Source organism: Paenibacillus typhae, from assembly GCF_900099765.1.
GTDB classification, from domain to species: domain Bacteria; phylum Bacillota; class Bacilli; order Paenibacillales; family Paenibacillaceae; genus Paenibacillus_AQ; species Paenibacillus_AQ typhae.
In genome coordinates, this window is the sequence record NZ_FNDX01000001.1 from 53,885 (window position 1) to 68,937 (window position 15,053).

At 54.1% G+C, this 15,053-nt stretch carries 17 protein-coding genes; 15 read left to right on the top strand and 2 right to left on the bottom strand.

Annotated elements, in window-relative coordinates:
* Positions 1-15 precede the first annotated feature (15 nt).
* Positions 16-1,059: a CobW family GTP-binding protein gene (locus BLR64_RS00160; protein ID WP_090711046.1), complete on the bottom strand. Its 1,044-nt coding sequence runs from the start codon at positions 1,057-1,059 to the stop codon at positions 16-18.
* Positions 1,060-1,283: 224 nt separating this feature from the next.
* Between BLR64_RS00160 and rpmG the strand changes: the two genes are divergently transcribed.
* From rpmG to BLR64_RS00205, 9 genes are all read left to right on the top strand, one after another.
* Entirely contained in the window at positions 1,284-1,433 is a 150-nt protein-coding gene (rpmG, locus tag BLR64_RS00165) for a 50S ribosomal protein L33 (RefSeq protein ID WP_039871924.1), read from the top strand.
* 43 nt (positions 1,434-1,476) lie between these two features.
* Positions 1,477-2,691 (top strand): GTP-binding protein, encoded by a 1,215-nt coding sequence (locus tag BLR64_RS00170; protein ID WP_090711526.1) that lies wholly within the window; start codon positions 1,477-1,479, stop codon positions 2,689-2,691.
* A 727-nt stretch (positions 2,692-3,418) separates the two neighbouring features.
* A complete protein-coding gene (locus BLR64_RS00175) occupies positions 3,419-4,126 on the top strand; it encodes a metal ABC transporter ATP-binding protein (RefSeq protein WP_090711048.1) in 708 nt (235 codons plus the stop codon).
* The gene (locus BLR64_RS00180; RefSeq protein ID WP_090711049.1) at positions 4,072-4,935 is read left to right on the top strand and encodes a metal ABC transporter permease; all 864 of its coding nucleotides are present in this window, start codon (positions 4,072-4,074) and stop codon (positions 4,933-4,935) included. The genes BLR64_RS00175 and BLR64_RS00180 overlap by 55 nt, the downstream gene beginning before the upstream one ends.
* 36 nt (positions 4,936-4,971) lie before the next feature.
* Positions 4,972-6,204, top strand: coding sequence for a metal ABC transporter solute-binding protein, Zn/Mn family (locus BLR64_RS00185; protein WP_090711051.1), 1,233 nt, complete (start codon positions 4,972-4,974; stop codon positions 6,202-6,204).
* Between the two features lie 39 nt (positions 6,205-6,243).
* A complete protein-coding gene (gene rpsN, locus BLR64_RS00190) occupies positions 6,244-6,513 on the top strand; it encodes a 30S ribosomal protein S14 (RefSeq protein WP_090711053.1) in 270 nt (89 codons plus the stop codon).
* Between the two features lie 157 nt (positions 6,514-6,670).
* Complete coding sequence (locus tag BLR64_RS00195) at positions 6,671-7,090, top strand: DUF6157 family protein (RefSeq protein ID WP_090711055.1); 420 nt, start codon at positions 6,671-6,673, stop codon at positions 7,088-7,090.
* A gap of 22 nt (positions 7,091-7,112) precedes the next feature.
* Positions 7,113-7,865, top strand: coding sequence for a GNAT family N-acetyltransferase (locus tag BLR64_RS00200; protein ID WP_167360557.1), 753 nt, complete (start codon positions 7,113-7,115; stop codon positions 7,863-7,865).
* 38 nt (positions 7,866-7,903) lie between these two features.
* Positions 7,904-8,530, top strand: a complete 627-nt coding sequence (locus BLR64_RS00205; protein ID WP_090711058.1) for a class I SAM-dependent methyltransferase — start codon at positions 7,904-7,906, stop codon at positions 8,528-8,530.
* A 97-nt stretch (positions 8,531-8,627) separates the two neighbouring features.
* Here the strand turns inward: BLR64_RS00205 and BLR64_RS00210 are convergent, their stop codons facing one another.
* On the bottom strand, positions 8,628-9,212 hold the full coding sequence (locus BLR64_RS00210; protein WP_068725334.1) for a helix-turn-helix domain-containing protein: 585 nt from the start codon (positions 9,210-9,212) through the stop codon (positions 8,628-8,630).
* A 164-nt stretch (positions 9,213-9,376) separates the two neighbouring features.
* On the opposite strand from BLR64_RS00210, the gene BLR64_RS00215 reads away from it, so the two are divergent.
* The 6 genes from BLR64_RS00215 (at position 9,377) to BLR64_RS00240 (ending at position 14,786) form a co-directional block, all read left to right on the top strand.
* On the top strand, positions 9,377-9,664 hold the full coding sequence (locus tag BLR64_RS00215; RefSeq protein ID WP_068725332.1) for a Dabb family protein: 288 nt from the start codon (positions 9,377-9,379) through the stop codon (positions 9,662-9,664).
* 214 nt (positions 9,665-9,878) lie between these two features.
* The gene (locus tag BLR64_RS00220) at positions 9,879-10,319 is read left to right on the top strand and encodes a DUF86 domain-containing protein (protein ID WP_090711060.1); all 441 of its coding nucleotides are present in this window, start codon (positions 9,879-9,881) and stop codon (positions 10,317-10,319) included.
* Positions 10,320-10,392: 73 nt separating this feature from the next.
* Positions 10,393-11,070 carry a helix-turn-helix transcriptional regulator gene (locus BLR64_RS00225; RefSeq protein WP_090711062.1) on the top strand — a complete coding sequence of 226 codons (678 nt, stop codon included), beginning with the start codon at positions 10,393-10,395 and terminating at the stop codon, positions 11,068-11,070.
* A gap of 100 nt (positions 11,071-11,170) precedes the next feature.
* Positions 11,171-11,635 carry a YtxH domain-containing protein gene (locus tag BLR64_RS00230; RefSeq protein WP_167360558.1) on the top strand — a complete coding sequence of 155 codons (465 nt, stop codon included), beginning with the start codon at positions 11,171-11,173 and terminating at the stop codon, positions 11,633-11,635.
* 348 nt (positions 11,636-11,983) lie between these two features.
* Positions 11,984-12,790, top strand: a complete 807-nt coding sequence (gene racE, locus BLR64_RS00235; RefSeq protein ID WP_090711066.1) for a glutamate racemase — start codon at positions 11,984-11,986, stop codon at positions 12,788-12,790.
* A 781-nt stretch (positions 12,791-13,571) separates the two neighbouring features.
* On the top strand, positions 13,572-14,786 hold the full coding sequence (locus tag BLR64_RS00240; RefSeq protein ID WP_090711068.1) for a M14 family metallopeptidase: 1,215 nt from the start codon (positions 13,572-13,574) through the stop codon (positions 14,784-14,786).
* Positions 14,787-15,053: the final 267 nt, after the last annotated feature.

The window sequence follows — 15,053 nt, forward strand, 5'->3', positions numbered from 1 at the left end:
TCCCGTTGCATCGCTTCAGCCAAACAGACTGGACCATTGCGCTGTCAGCTGCTGCTCATCGAGGTCCAGTCCGATGAATACAATATAAGGCTGGCCGGGGTAGCGTGATGCCTCCCACGTGATGCGGTTTCCGGCGAACTGAACCAGCTGGACAGGCTGCAGCCCGTGCTCCTGGCCGGTCAAGCGGACATGCCCCTTGGCTCTGAGCAGGCTGCTTCCCCATTGCCGGAGAAAGGCTTCAAGCTGTTCGCCGGAAATGCCCTGCTCCGCCGATTGCGGAAAGGTAAGGGTGACGGCCGATACCTGGGAATAGGAACCGCCGGTATCGGCTTCCCGCTCCTGTACGGCGGTAGCTCCCGGAGTCTGTCCGCTGTGCATTCGTTTCAGCGGAACGCCGCTGATCTGAAGCGGACTGCGCAAGGCAGCGGCATTGCGGGGCTCCTGCGGGTATATGCCGGCCAGCAGCGGAGCCAGATTGATTTCGCTGTAATGGGTGAACACAATCTCCGAGTCCGTGTTGTATTTGCGGACGGTTTTTTCAATACGCCACAGCCGCTCCGGCTCAACAAGATCGGATTTGTTGACAATCAGCAGATCGGCGCCGGCAAGCTGCTTGCGGAGCGTCCGGACCAGCTGTTTGTCAGACGAGAAACGGCTGTTGTATTCCAGTACGTTCTCCGCATCCAGTACGGTAACTGTATAATGCAAATTTACTCTCTCGCTAAGCGGCTGCTCCTGTAGCGTCAGGGCGATTTCTTCAGGATCGGCCACTCCGGTAAGCTCGATATAGATGATGTCGGGCCGCCGGGCGAGGACGGCATTTAGACTTTTCGGCAGATCCTCTTTGCGGCTGCAGCAGACACAGCCGTCCAGCAGCTTCTCCACATTGGCCCCGGTCTGCTCCTGCAAAATATATCCGTCCACGTCACGTTTGCCCAACTCATTCATCACAACACCCGCATTCAGCCCCCGTGCTTTGCTCTCCTGCAGCAGGGTGAGCAGGAGGGTTGTCTTCCCGCTCCCCAGAAAGCCGCTCAATATCATCACCGGTATCTTCATGGTCCACACTCCCGCCTTTATTTGTTATGAATCAATGCAAGAATCATAGTTTCATAATTCCATCTATACGTGCCGCCAATGGCAGAAAGACCATCTTTTTTTGAGAGATTGAGTCCGGCGCTGCTAGGAATTTTTTTGGCTGCAGACAGTTGACATTTGGGCGGAGGAGACGTTATGATGTGTAAATCGTAATATTTACGATTAAATAAAAGGAGATGAATATTGTGAGAGTAACCGTAACTTTGGCCTGCACGGAAACAGGCGACCGCAACTATACCACTGTCAAGAATAAGAAAAATAATCCCGAGCGTCTGGAAATGAAAAAGTACTCGCCTCGTCTAAAGCGCGTTACACTGCACCGGGAGACCCGCTGATTCGTCTATGGCAGATCTAAATAAAACTAATACAGTAAGGGGCATGACCATGAAAAAAATACCTGTAACCGTACTGAGCGGCTATCTCGGCTCCGGCAAAACGACACTGCTAAACCATATCCTGCAGAACAGGGAAGGCCTGAAGGTGGCCGTAATCGTCAATGATATGAGTGAAGTGAATGTGGATGCCAATCTGGTAAAGTCCGGTAACACCCTGTCACGGACAGAAGAGACACTGGTGGAGATGTCTAACGGCTGCATCTGCTGCACCCTGCGCGACGATCTGCTGCGTGAAGTAAGCAGGCTGGCTGCCGAAGGCCGGTTCGATTATATCCTGATTGAATCCTCAGGGATCAGTGAGCCAGTACCGGTGGCCCAGACCTTCACTTACGCCAATCCGGATCTGGATATCGACCTGACGGAGCTGGCCAGGCTCGATACGATGGTCACGGTGGTTGATGCGAACCGGTTCTGGCACGATTTTTCATCCGGAGACAGTCTGATTGACCGCAGTATGACCGCCGGGGACAATGATTTCCGCGATATTGTTGACCTGCTGATCGATCAGATCGAGACCTGCGATGTGCTGCTGCTGAACAAATGCGATCTGGTGGAGGAGCAGGAGCTGAACAAGCTGGAAGCCGTACTGCGCAGGCTGCAGCCTTCCGCCAAAATAATCCGCACCGTTAAGGGTGTGGTTGATCCTAAAGAAATTCTGAATACCGGCCGGTTCGATTTCGAAAAAACAAACATGTCCTCCGGCTGGATTGCGGAGCTGAACAAGGACGAGCATACGCCGGAGACGGAGGAATACGGCATCGCCTCGTTCGTCTACCGGCGCAGAGCGCCGTTTCATCCGCAGCGGCTCAGCTTCTTTTTCAGCAACTGGCCGGAAGAGGTGGTGCGGGCCAAAGGTTTGGTCTGGATTGCCGCTAAGGGCGATCTGGCGGCAACCCTGAGCCAGGCCGGTCCGTCGATCCAGTTCGGCCCGGCCGGTTACTGGCTGGCGACACTGCCCGAAGCGCAGCAGGCGGAGGTGCTGGAGACTGAGCCGGATGTGAAGGCCCGGTGGGATGAGCAGTGGGGCGACCGGATGAACGAGATCGTGTTCATCGGCATCGGGATGGACCGGGCCGCGCTGGAAACGCGGCTCGACAGATGTCTCCTGACCGCTGAGGAGATGAGTCAGGACTGGAAGCAGTTCAACAATCCGCTGCCCTGGCCGACTGAGGAGCTGCTGGCTGCGGGGCAGGAGTAGCGGCTGTTGTTTGGGGAACGGATTAGCAGCAGGATCAGGATCGGATTAATTCAGAATCGGTAAAGATCAAAGGTACGCAAAGCTGGTGATAGCTCCGCAATCGGGGAAGCCGTGTATGACAAGGTGTTTAAGCTGCCGATTCAGAGCCGCTGTAGTTTGAAAGCTATAGATGATGGCTAATTGCAACAATTATGAATTTTTTTTGCGGGTTTACAAATCGTAATAATTACGATAAACTCATTGGAGTTAAGCGTAATTATTACTAATAAAGATTTGCTGAGTCCCTTTTGAAGGTCTGTACGTTGAACGCCCGTCGCATGAACGCCTGTTGGTTGAACACCCGTCGGATGAACGTCAGTCGGATGAACGCCCGTAATGTCTCTAACGGACCCCAGCGCCGTTAATTGCCTGATAATTCACAGGAATCAACAGTTTGGAGCAGAATAAGGTCTGCTGAGTCCGTTAGAAATGGAAAGAGGCTCAGCAGGCGCAAATAACAGCATTGGAGTCCGTTAGAAGCGGTGAAGCTCGGCGAGATTTGGCGCGCTTGGCAGAGAGCCGATGAGAGCGAATGGGAGTCGATAAAACCTGATGAAAGACGACGAAATCTGATGAAAGCCTGCAAAAGCTGTAAATCAAAGTGCGACGGAGAACCGGACACCAGAAAGCGGGGCAGCAATAGCTGGCCAACAAAGTGGTGTCATAGGTGAAGAAGGGAGGCGGTTCCATGATATTGTCATCCATGCGGAATGTAGTGTTCGGCTATGATGAAGAGCCGGTCATCGACCGTCTCTCGCTGGATATTGAAGCCGGGCAGTTCATCGGTATTACCGGACCGAACGGGGCGGCGAAGACGACTCTGTTGAAGCTGATGCTGGGCCTGCTGCGCCCGTGGGACGGGACGGTTGAACTGAACGGGGAGCTGGCTGCGGACGGTAAGCTGAATATCGGCTATGTTCCGCAGCAGATTGCTTCGTTTAACACTGGATTTCCCAGCTCTGTTATTGAATTGGTCCGGTCCGGCTGCTACGGGCGGCTCGGATTGTTCCGGCGTTTCACCAGGGAACAGGATGAGCTGGTGGAGCGCTGTCTGCGCCAGGTGGAGATGTGGGATTACCGGAACCGCAGGATCGGCGAGCTGTCCGGCGGACAAAAGCAGCGGATCTGCATCGCCCGGGCGCTGACCCAGCAGCCGCAGGTGCTGGTGCTGGATGAGCCGACAACCGGGATGGATGCGGCTAGCCGCACAGGCTTTTATAAGCTGATGCGCCATTATGTTAATGCGCATGGCCGGACTGTCATTATGGTCACACACGGTCTGGAGGAAGCGGGTGCCTATCTGGACAGTGTAATCAGTCTGGAGCGCAAGGAGAAGGAGGGCTGGACATGCTTGGTTACGAATTCATGCAGCGCGCATTTTGGGCCGGAGGACTGATCGGCATTATTGGCCCCTTGCTGGGGGTCTACCTGATGCTTCGCCGCCAGGTGCTGATGGCCGATACCCTGTCGCATGTGTCGCTTGCCGGAGTGGCCCTCGGCTCGGTGCTCCAGCTTAATCCCGCGCTCAGCGGCTTTGCCGTCGCGGTTGCCGGCGGACTGGTCATCGAGCAGCTCCGCCGTTCTTACCGTACATATAGTGAGCTCCCTGTGGCCATTATCATGACGACAGGGCTCGCACTGGCTGTTGTGCTGATGAGTCTGAAGCAGAATCTGAGCAAAAGCTTCAGCTCATACCTGTTCGGCTCCATTGTCGCCGTCAGTGATACCCAGCTGAGGCTTATCGCGGTTGTTGCGGCTGTTGGCCTGGCTTATTTCATTGTGCTGCGCCGGCCGCTCTATAGCCTGACTTTTGATGAAGAGACTGCCAGCATCAGCGGTGTCCGTACAGGACTGCTGTCCTTTTCGTTCGCGGTGCTTACAGGCATGACCGTTGCCGCTGCCATGCCTGTTGTTGGTGTGCTGCTGGTATCTGCGCTGATCGTTCTCCCGGCGTCTCTCGCCCTGCGCATTGCCTCGGGCTTCACCGCAGCCATTCTGATTGCGGTATCTGCCGGACTGCTCGGCGTGTTCAGCGGTCTGACTGCCTCCTACTATATAAATACGCCTCCCGGAGGCACGATTGCGCTCATTTTGCTGCTGTTCCTGCTGGCAGCCATTGCTGCACAAAGGCTGATCAGGCTGAAACGCCGCCACAGTAAATACCGGAATCCCCTGCACAGCGGGAAATCCGTTCAGGAAATATAGAAATCATATAAAAGAAAAGGAGTGTTAAACCTCATTATGCTAACGTTCAAAATCCGTCATCTTGCGGCCCTGTCCCTGTCGGCCCTGCTGATTGCCGCGGGTTGCGGCAGCAATAACAGTCCCACTGGCAATGCTGCTGCCACAAACGCCGGCGGTAACGCCAATACAGCCGCTGCTGATACGGGCGCAGCTCCCGCTGACAAGCTGGACATCAAAGTAAGCTTTTACCCGATGTATGAGTTCACCCGGCATGTTGCCGGCGATCTGGCCGATGTGGAACTTCTGGTACCGGCAGGTGTCGAGCCGCATGATTGGGAGCCGACAGCCCAGGACATGGCCCGGATTACAGACGCGGATATGCTTATCTATAACGGGGCCGGGATGGAAAGCTGGACCGCCCAGGTACTGGACAGTGCATCCGGCAGCAAGCTGATTGCTGTTGAGGCAAGCAAAGGGCTGGAGATTATGGAAAGCGCCGAAGGGGAAGAAGCCGGTCACGATCATGAGCACGCGGAAGAAGCTCACAGCACTGATGATCACGATCATGAGCACGCGGAAGAAGCTCATAGCACTGCTGATCACGATCATGAGCACGCGGGAGAAGCTCACGGCACTGATGATCACGATCATGAGCACGCGGAAGAAGCTCCAGGCACTGCTGATCACGATCATGAGCATACGGAAGAACCCCATGGCACTGATGATCACGACCATGCTGAGGCAAGCCATACTCATGATCATGGCGGACTCGATCCCCATGTCTGGCTGGCGCCTTCCCTGGCGATTCAGGAGGTGCGTACCATAGAAGCGGCGCTATCCGCAGCGGCCCCGGCGCATGCTGCTGCATTCAAAACGAATGCCGACAGCTATATTGCCGAGCTTGAGCAGCTGGATAAGGACTTCAAAGACGGGCTGGCGAGTACCAAGCGGAAGGATTTCATAACCCAGCATGCCGCCTTCGGCTACCTTGCCAAGGAATACGGCCTGACTCAGGTGCCGATTGCCGGCCTGTCTCCGGAGCAGGAGCCCTCCGCTGCCCAGATGGCTGAAATTGTTGAGTTTGCCAAGGCCAACGATGTCAAAACAATCTTTTTCGAAACTCTAGTGTCATCCAGTGTAGCCGAAACTATTGCCCAGGAAATTGGAGCGAAGACAGCCGTTCTGAACCCGATTGAGGGTCTTACAGATGAGGAACGCAGCAGCAATATGGATTATATATCCGTTATGCGCCAGAATCTTGAAGCGCTGAAGATAGCATTAAATGAATAGAGCAGCCGGGTTATCCGGAATAGAGAGGAGTTCATATGTATGGCAAAGAAATCCAAGGTGGTAAAAGAGCTTAAGCGCCAGGAGCTGGTCGCCAAATACGCGGACAAACGCAGAGAGCTGAAGGCAAAGGGAGATTATATGGCTCTGCAGAAGCTGCCGCGCGATTCCTCGCCGACACGCCGGAAGAACAGATGCGCTGTTACAGGCCGGCCAAGAGGGTACCTGAGCAAATTTAAGGTATCCCGGATAGTGTTCCGTGAGCTGGCGCTGAAGGGTCAGATTCCCGGCGTCACCAAATCCAGCTGGTAGTATGGCGGTACGTCAGCAGGCTTAAGACAAAACAGTATACCTGTTATGAGAAAAACAGCCATTTCCGGTATTTCCGGCAACGGCTGTTTTTACTGTATGTAAATTCCTTTACCTAAGCAGTCCTGTAAATTAAGATAGGAGAAAAGGAGGCGGGAAAATGAGCTATATCAATACGTTTATCCGTGTCGCCGCAGATTGTCCGGTTGAGACAGGCATCGTACCGGTCACCTCAAAACCGCAGCTGCCTGCACATATCATCCAGTATGAGCTGCTTGCAGAAGAACCCTACCGCTATACGCATGAGGAGCTGCTGTATGAGGTCCATGTGCGCCACAAGCAAATTCCCGAGGATGAGCGCATCTCCCGCCAAACTGAAATATGGGCAGAGCTTTTCTCCAGGAAGCATCCCTGCCTGCGCGCCTCCATGCTGCCCAAACGCTACGGCTGGGGTGTCCATTATGATGCAGAGGGCAGAATTGCCATCTATGCAATGGAATCGCCGGAATACGACCGCTATACTTCCGGGGAGGACAGCGGGCTGACCCTGCTGAATGCAATGCGGAGCAAACGGGGCTAGTGCCCGAAAGGAGAATACAGCTGTGTATAAAAATATTGAAGAGCTGACCCTGAACACCTGGCCGGCGGAACAAAGTGTGCTGCTTGAGGGCTGGATTCTGCGGTCAGCCTCGGGTTATACGAAACGGTCGAATTCTGTTAATCCCTTATACGGGCCATCAGAGACGGGGCATGGCCATGATGTGAAACAGAAAATCCTGCTATCTGAGCAGTATTATCAGCGGGCCGGGCTGCAGGCGGTTTTCAAAATCACCCCCTATATCCGCCCTGCCGGCCTGGATGATCTGCTGGAGGAGCTGGGCTACCGGATGGACAGCCCCTCATCCGTGCGGATTCTTGACCTGGAGCAGCTGCCGCCGCTGCAGAGCCGGCATACGCTCGTAATCAGCGGGCAACTGACAGAGGACTGGCTCGCGGCCTTCTCCCGCCAGGCGAAATTGACCGGCACAGAGCCGGATACCCTGTGCCGGATGCTGGCCGCATCCAGCCTGCAGCAGGGATTTGCGCTGCTGCTGAAGGACGGCGTGCCGGCAGCCTGCGGTCTTGGTGTAATACAGCATGGATATATCGGGCTGTACGATATCATTACAGCACCCGAATACCGGAGGCAGGGACTGGCAGAGGAGCTGATTCTCGGACTGCTGCACTGGGGGTGTTCGCAGGGTGCGTCAGCTTCATTTTTACAGGTGGTGCTGGCAAATGCCGGCGCTTCCGCATTATATGACAAGCTGGGCTATAAAGAAGTCTATCAATACTGGTACAGGATTAAAGACTAGATTCCAACAGCAAAATTCAGGCAGCAAAGGAGATAACCATGTCACAATATTGGAGCGGACGCTTTGCCCGGGAAGGCATGATATGGGGGAGTGAGCCCAGTCCGACGGCCTGGCAGGCGGAGAAGCTTTTTAGAGCGGAAGGTGTGGAATCGGTGCTGGTTCCGGGTGCGGGCTACGGACGCAATACCAAAGTGTTCTCGGCAGGGTTTACAACCTACGGGATTGAGATGAGTACGGAAGCCCTGGAGCTGGCGGCGGAGTGGGACCCGGAGACTACTTTTATTGCCGGATCGGCACTGGAGCCGCAGCTGAATGTACAAGTGGATGCTGTATACTGCTACGATGTGCTTCATTTATTTCTGGAGGCGGAACGCAGGCAGCTGATTGCCGCATGTCTTGCCCAGCTCAAGCCCGGCGGACTTCTGTATTTCACCAGTTTTTCTGATGAAGACACGAACAACGGCCGCGGCCGCAGGCTTGAACCGGGGACCTATGAGTACAAGGAAGCAAAGTACGCCCACTTCTTCAGTGATGCTGATTTGAGAGACCATTTTACCGGAACCGAAATAAGAGAGACCGGATCGTTCCCCGAGAGTCTGCACAGCAGCCAGGGCGGGTCCCATGAATACATACTGCGGTACATCATCGCACGCAAAACAGACTAGCCGCAAAAGACGCCAATAGGCCCTCCTTTTATAGAAAGAAGGGCCTTAAGTATAGTTGTCTCCAAGGTGTAAAAAGATCATCCGGGCGCTCAGTCCGCTATCTCAGCTCACAATCAGCGAATAAAATATGCCGCGGAATCCGGAAAAAGCTCTCGGCCTTTTCCTGCAGGGCCAGGGTTGGAAGATGGCATTGGTGCAGCCACTTGCGGAAGGTGCCCGGGTGAACGCCGATCCAGATGCTGACATCGGTTACAGAGAAGTCATACACCATGCACAGCCCTGTCAGAATGACGTTATTCTGCGGAGAATGGGCTAGCGTTCTTTTCATAAAGCGTGACGGGGTAGGCTGGCAGACAATCGGACTTTGCCGCAGAAGTGCTTCGTTGAACAGGATATGGGACGGATACCCCAGCAGACGGCAGACCTTGTCCAGATTGTTTCTGGAAGGGATGCGGCCCTCGTACACCCAGGCGCTTACACTGCGCGAGGAGACGGAGAGCTCTTCCGCAAGCTTGGATAATTTAATGTCCTTGGCCATCAGAACGGCCAGCAGCACCCGGTTGCGGATCTGGCTGCGCTTAGGTCTGCGGAACCGTTTTACACGTACGCCCTGTCCAAGATATTTGCGGTTGATCAGAGACCAGGCCTGAATTTTGTGAGGTTCTTGTTGATTCTTAGGCATACTTCCTCCGAATTTTTAACGTTATACTACAATACTTTCCGGTACGCTGCAATGGTTAATGCTGTAATTGCTGACATGGGGGTTAAGTTTCTTTCAGAAGTGTTACCGTTATGATATATTTTTAGTAATCAAATTTACAATACTCACAGCAGGGAGCGAAATAGATGATCAAGCATATCGTATTTTTCAAACTGAAAGACCGGTCTCCGGAGAGTGTGGCCACTACAGTCGGAGTACTCCGCAACATGGAAGGCAAAATTCCGCAGCTGCTATCCATTGAGGTTGGTGCCGATGTGATTCATTCGGAGCGGTCTTTTGATATCGCACTGGTGACCACTGTTGCTTCACTCGAGGATCTGCAGGCTTACCAGGTTCACCCGGCCCATAAGGAAGTTATCGCCCACATTAACGAGGTTAAAGAGCTTTCAGTCGCTGTGGACTACGAAATCTAAAGAGCTGCCGGCTGCGGCAGGGTTCCCATTTTATACCGGAAGCGGTGATGTAAATGCGTGAGCTTGAGTATCCGATGGAAGCATTGACGTACCTGGTCGTTTTTCTGGCCGCCTGCTTCATCATGCTGTTCTGGCTGAAACGCCGGGGCAGACGCGGCAAGTAAGTATAGCACATTAACATTCTTCCATACCACCTGACTTGGAGGGTTCAGCTGTGTACTATGTTAACCGGAAGCAAATTGAGAATATACTGGATCAGATTCCCGCGATCGGGGCCGGTCTGCGCAGTGCTGCGGATTCCTGGGATGGGGGCATTATGAACGGACTTGTGCAGGAGCGTTGTCTGCATCTGGGGATCGAGGTAGTGACGGATGTCGGAAGCTGCCTGATTGACGGCTTCATTATGCGCGATGCGGGAAGCTATGAGGATATCATTTCGATTATCAATGACGAAAAAGTGCTCGGGGACAGCGGAATCTACGATACCCTGATTGAACTGGTAGCGCTCCGCAAGCCGCTGGTGCAGGATTATTATGTCTGGGAACGGAGCAGGCTGCACCCGCTGACCGTGAAGATTCCGGATGTTCTGGACCGTTTCGCCCTGGAAGTGCGCCGGTATCTGGATCAGGAGCTGGGTGCTGAGCTGACGGTCTGAGCCGTATCCGTCGATGGAACGTCAGAGCCGGAATACACGGCTTACAAGCCGTAAGGAGAGGAGGTGCCTGAACATGAAAAAAGGGCAGGAGAGCGGTTCGACAAGACGCAATATAATGACGCTGCTCAAAATGAAGGGGCCGTTGACCATCGGCGCACTGGCCGAGGAGCTGGGGATTACCGAAATGGGGGTCCGGCGTCATGTTTTGCAGCTGGAGCAGGAATCATTGGCCAAAACCAGAGTCGTCCGCCAGGCAATGGGCAGGCCCCTGCATGTGTATTCGCTGACGGAGCGGGCCGAGGAGCATTTTCCCAAAACCTATCACAATCTGGCGCTGGAGCTGCTGCGGGAGCTGGATCATACGAGCGGGATTGAGGCGGTCAACGTGCTGTTTGAAGGCCGGCGCAGACGGATGCTTGCCCAGTACACGCCGATGATGGAAAACCGGAATCTGGAGGAACGGGTAGCTGAGCTGTCCTCGATCCAGAATTCCGGCGGATACATGGCCGAGTGGAGCAAGGAGGAGGACGGCAGCTTTGTGATGCGGGAGTATAATTGCCCGATCCGCCAGGTTGCATCCCAGTACCGCAAAGCCTGCCAGTGTGAACAGAGCCTGTTCGAGGAGCTGCTTGGGGCAAAGGTGACGCGCAGTGAATGTATGGCTGAAGGCGGCCAGTGCTGCCGGTATGCAATTACACCGGATCCCGGTCATCCGGCCAAACGGGACAAAACCTACGAAAAGTCTTCCTGAACCAGTCACAGGACAAACTCTCTATGCTTATGATATAGCAGAACTAGGCGAACGCCCGGGGGTGACGGGCAGAGGCACTTTGAATCCAAAGGAGAGATTGATGATGAAAAAGGATACCAAAAGCTTGCTGTGGGGAATTCTGGCAGGTAGTGTGGTCGGTTCAGTGACTGCGCTGCTGTTCGCCCCTAAACCGGGAAAAGAGCTGCGCCAGGACATTGTGGACGGAACGAACGGTGCCATTGATAAAGTGCAGGAAATTGCAGGTGCAGCAAGTGAAAAAAGCTCGGAGCTGTACGGGAAAGCCAAAGACGCAGTGGAATCTGTCGTCAGCGAAGTGAAGGAATGGAGCAAGCAGTATACCCAGATTGATGCGGAGGAAGAGATTGCCGTGGTTAGCGGTATTGTTGCCGAAGAAGCTGCCGTGAGCCTTGATGAAGCTGAAACCGCTGAAATTATTGCGGCTGCTGCTGAGGATGCCCAGGATACGGCTGACGCCGGAGACAGTGCGAATGCTGTGCTGGAAGACGGTTCTGCTGCAAAAGATGACAAGGACGGCGTTCTCTAATATCAGGGCAGAGCAGCCGGTGTATGGTTAACTCAGGGGGAACCGGTTGCTCCCTTTGCCGGAAAATAAGGCTGGCTGAGTATCAAATAAATAGGCTGAAGCCGGCCTCCGGCCGCTTGCCGCCGCTTCTCGCATATCTTGCGGGAGGCGGCTTTGTATGTTTCCGGGGTCCGGGTAAAGTAGCTGAGCCAGTTTCTTTCAAGACCCGCTTTGTGGGGTTATTTTTAATCCTTCCTTGAACTGGAGCCCTAAAAAGAGTATTATCTGCAATTGGGGCTCAAAGTCAGGTACACTTGTGTCTGACCTTACATAAGCTACACAAAACAAGTAAAAGGAAGCGGTGTGTTCGTGCAGCAGGCTATAGCTATACTAGACTCAGGTGTGGGGGGGCTTACGGTTGTCAAGGAAGTCATGAGACAGCTTCCCAGGGAAAAAATCATTTATTTCGGTGATACTGCCCGTGCCCCTTACGGACCCCGTTCGACAGAAGAAGTGAAATTGTTCACTGAACAAATCGTTGACTATTTAATTCAATTCAATCCCAAAATGATAGTAATTGCCTGCAATACTGCAACAGCAGCAGCGCTGGATTATATATCGGCGAAGGTGTCCATTCCGGTTATCGGTGTGATCCATCCCGGAGCCCGCGCCGCAATCAGCGCCACCAAAACGGGGCGGGTCGGTGTTATCGGGACGGTCGGTACGATCAAGAGCGGGGCGTATACCGCTGCGCTGAAGGAGCTGTCTCCATTCGTAGAGGTGGTCAGCCAGGCTTGTCCGGCGCTGGTGCCCTTTGTGGAGCAGGGCATGTTCCGTTCCGAGGAGAGCCATATTGCGGTAGCAGAGTCGCTGAACGGCATGAAATACGAGCCTATCGACACTATGATTCTCGGCTGCACTCATTATCCTTTTCTCGTAGAGCCGATTGGCAAAGTAATGGGTCCGGGAGTGAAGCTGATCAGCTCGGCGGATGAAACCGCGCGTGAGATCAGCACGATTCTCTATGACAAAGGCCAGCTGGCGCGGGGGGATGAAACCCCGATTCACCAGTTTTTCTGCAGCGGCGACGCCGAGATGTTCCAGCGGATCGCCCGTGACTGGCTCGGCGAGCAGCTCAAGCGGACGCCCGTAGTCTGGCAGGTGTCCTCTCTGTAAGCTTAGGTGTTTGGAATAGGGACAAACCTCTAAGCGCAGAAGTCATTAAACCGGGAGATGATCCCGGTTTTTTTGAATTTTAGGGGTGTTGGAGGAGAAAGAGTAAAGAGGCTTTGTTTCTAGCAGAAGCGGGCAAACGTGCAATATGAGAGGAATGAGAGGGAAACATCCCTTTGATTTCGATATCGCCGTTAGACAACGTCCCGTCGCCAGACTCATTCCACTTATCGAACCAACGCCTTCCAAACAGACCCATTCCAGTTAACCGAACCAACGTCCTACAAACAAACCTATTCCAGCCACTCGAACCAGTCCCTCAGAGTTACCGGTAATTATACCCCCGAATTGATATAAAACGAGTTAATATTGCCGAGAGGACAGTATCCAATTTAACGAACTTTCCGCCACAGACACCGTCTCAATAAACTACCGCTTCGCTATTTTTCACAACCTAGCTACTAACAGACCGTTCGCGACACCTTACAAACTAATCTATCTATGTTAATTACTGTATTTATTGTTTACTCCACCACAATCCGGCGCCTGTCCCCAGTTGATCCCGCAGCAATCCCCAAGACATCCCGCAGCAATCCCCCTGGCACCGCCTTGCTTTATTCCTTTCCGTCCTTTGAATGCGGTTACATTTTTTTGCCGTGGTCAGGCTAACCGGAGTGCTTTTCGTTCATGCCGGGTAATGGGGGCTGCATACAATAGAGAGAGGCTGTGTCCCTTAGACTTGGCAGGGATGACGGCAACCAGAGGGTCTGAGAGGATGAGGCATATGCAGCAATATATTGCCCGCAAGGGAGATACAGTCAGCCGGATTGCCGCCAGGCATGGACTTACGCCGGAGCATGTCATTCAGGGCAACCCGTGGGCCGGGAAGCAGCCCTACCTGTACCCGGGGCAGATCTTGTTTCTGCCTTCTGCACCGCGTAAACGCTACTCCGTACAGGTAGGCGACGATGCGGCATCCATCGCTGCCTTGTTCGGAGTGGATACAGCTGAGCTTGAGCGGCTGAATCCGGGGGTTACTACCGGACGCTATTGTAGTCCTGGAAAAGTGCTGGTTATTCCGCAATCCACATCAGGCAGTATAGTGGCGGTCAACGGTGAATATGGTCCCGTTCAGGCCGATGAGGATGTCAGGCTGCTGACGCAAAAATATCCCTTTATCACCTCCAGCAGCATTGGAAGAAGTGTGTTAGGCAAGCCCCTGCAACTGCTGCGGATCGGCAGCGGCCCCCGCCATTTGCATGTGAATGCCGCTCTGCATGCCAATGAATGGCTGACCTCCCCTTGTCTGATGTCGTTCATTGAGCAGTATGCGGAAGCCTATGCAACCGGCAGGGGCTGGAACGGGCATGATCCCGCGCTGTGGTACCGGGACTGGACGGTGCTGGCGGTGCCGATGGCCAACCCGGATGGTGTGGAGCTGGTGCAGGAAGGGGCACTGCCGGATCATCCCTATTACGCGGAGCTGATGAAATGGAACTGCGGCCGCCGCAGCTTCCGCCACTGGAAGGCCAACATCCGCGGGGTGGATCTCGGCGACCAGTTCCCCGCCCACTGGGAGGAGGAACGCCAGCGGCGGCAGATACCCGGCCCTGCACCGCGTGACTACAGCGGCCCTGCACCGCTGAGTGAGCCTGAAGCAGCGGCGCTTGCAAAACTTGCCGAGTGCTACCCTGGTGAAGCAGCCGTCTCTCTCCATAGCCAGGGAGCTGAGATCTACTGGAACTACCGGGGATATGAGCCTCCGGGAAGCAGGGAGCTGGCGGCGCGGCTGGCGGCGGCAAGCGGCTACAGGGCGGTAGAGCTTACCGGAAGCGATGCCGGTTACAAGGACTGGTTCATCCAGCAGTTCCGCAGGCCGGGCTTCACGGTTGAGCTTGGAACCGGCAAAAACCCGCTTCCGCTGGAGGATTTCGAAGACGCTGCCCTGGAAACGGGACTTATTATCGCGGAAATTCTTTCGAATTTGCATAAAGTTTGAAACAAAAGCTGCAAATTTGCGTAATATAACAGCAAAGGGTACGGCCGCAAATCTAATTTTGGGTTGCTTCGCGGCCGTGTCCTTTTCTATGTTTCTATTTCTAAAAGCCGGCTGTACACCCTTTAAAGGTGCACAGCCGGCTTTTTTGACGCTTTGGGGCAGAGCCGAGGTCAAAATATTGCACATTAACGCGTATGAAAGCTGTACCGTATTCTCAAAAGTCTCTTGCTAAAATGAGATTTATAGAAGAACGGCAGCCGGAGGATT

Excerpts from the sequence above, each read along its gene's own strand:
- BLR64_RS00160 (WP_090711046.1), bottom strand. The coding sequence starts at position 1,059 with ATGAAGATACCGGTGATGATATTGAGCGGCTTTCTGGGGAGCGGGAAG.
- BLR64_RS00170 (WP_090711526.1), top strand. The coding sequence starts at position 1,477 with ATGACCATGAAAAAAATACCTGTAACCGTACTGAGCGGCTATCTCGGC.
- BLR64_RS00175 (WP_090711048.1), top strand. The coding sequence starts at position 3,419 with ATGATATTGTCATCCATGCGGAATGTAGTGTTCGGCTATGATGAAGAG.
- BLR64_RS00185 (WP_090711051.1), top strand. The coding sequence starts at position 4,972 with ATGCTAACGTTCAAAATCCGTCATCTTGCGGCCCTGTCCCTGTCGGCC.
- rpsN (WP_090711053.1), top strand. The coding sequence starts at position 6,244 with ATGGCAAAGAAATCCAAGGTGGTAAAAGAGCTTAAGCGCCAGGAGCTG.
- BLR64_RS00195 (WP_090711055.1), top strand. The coding sequence starts at position 6,671 with ATGAGCTATATCAATACGTTTATCCGTGTCGCCGCAGATTGTCCGGTT.
- BLR64_RS00205 (WP_090711058.1), top strand. The coding sequence starts at position 7,904 with ATGTCACAATATTGGAGCGGACGCTTTGCCCGGGAAGGCATGATATGG.
- BLR64_RS00210 (WP_068725334.1), bottom strand. The coding sequence starts at position 9,212 with ATGCCTAAGAATCAACAAGAACCTCACAAAATTCAGGCCTGGTCTCTG.
- BLR64_RS00215 (WP_068725332.1), top strand. The coding sequence starts at position 9,377 with ATGATCAAGCATATCGTATTTTTCAAACTGAAAGACCGGTCTCCGGAG.
- BLR64_RS00225 (WP_090711062.1), top strand. The coding sequence starts at position 10,393 with ATGAAAAAAGGGCAGGAGAGCGGTTCGACAAGACGCAATATAATGACG.
- BLR64_RS00230 (WP_167360558.1), top strand. The coding sequence starts at position 11,171 with ATGATGAAAAAGGATACCAAAAGCTTGCTGTGGGGAATTCTGGCAGGT.
- BLR64_RS00240 (WP_090711068.1), top strand. The coding sequence starts at position 13,572 with ATGCAGCAATATATTGCCCGCAAGGGAGATACAGTCAGCCGGATTGCC.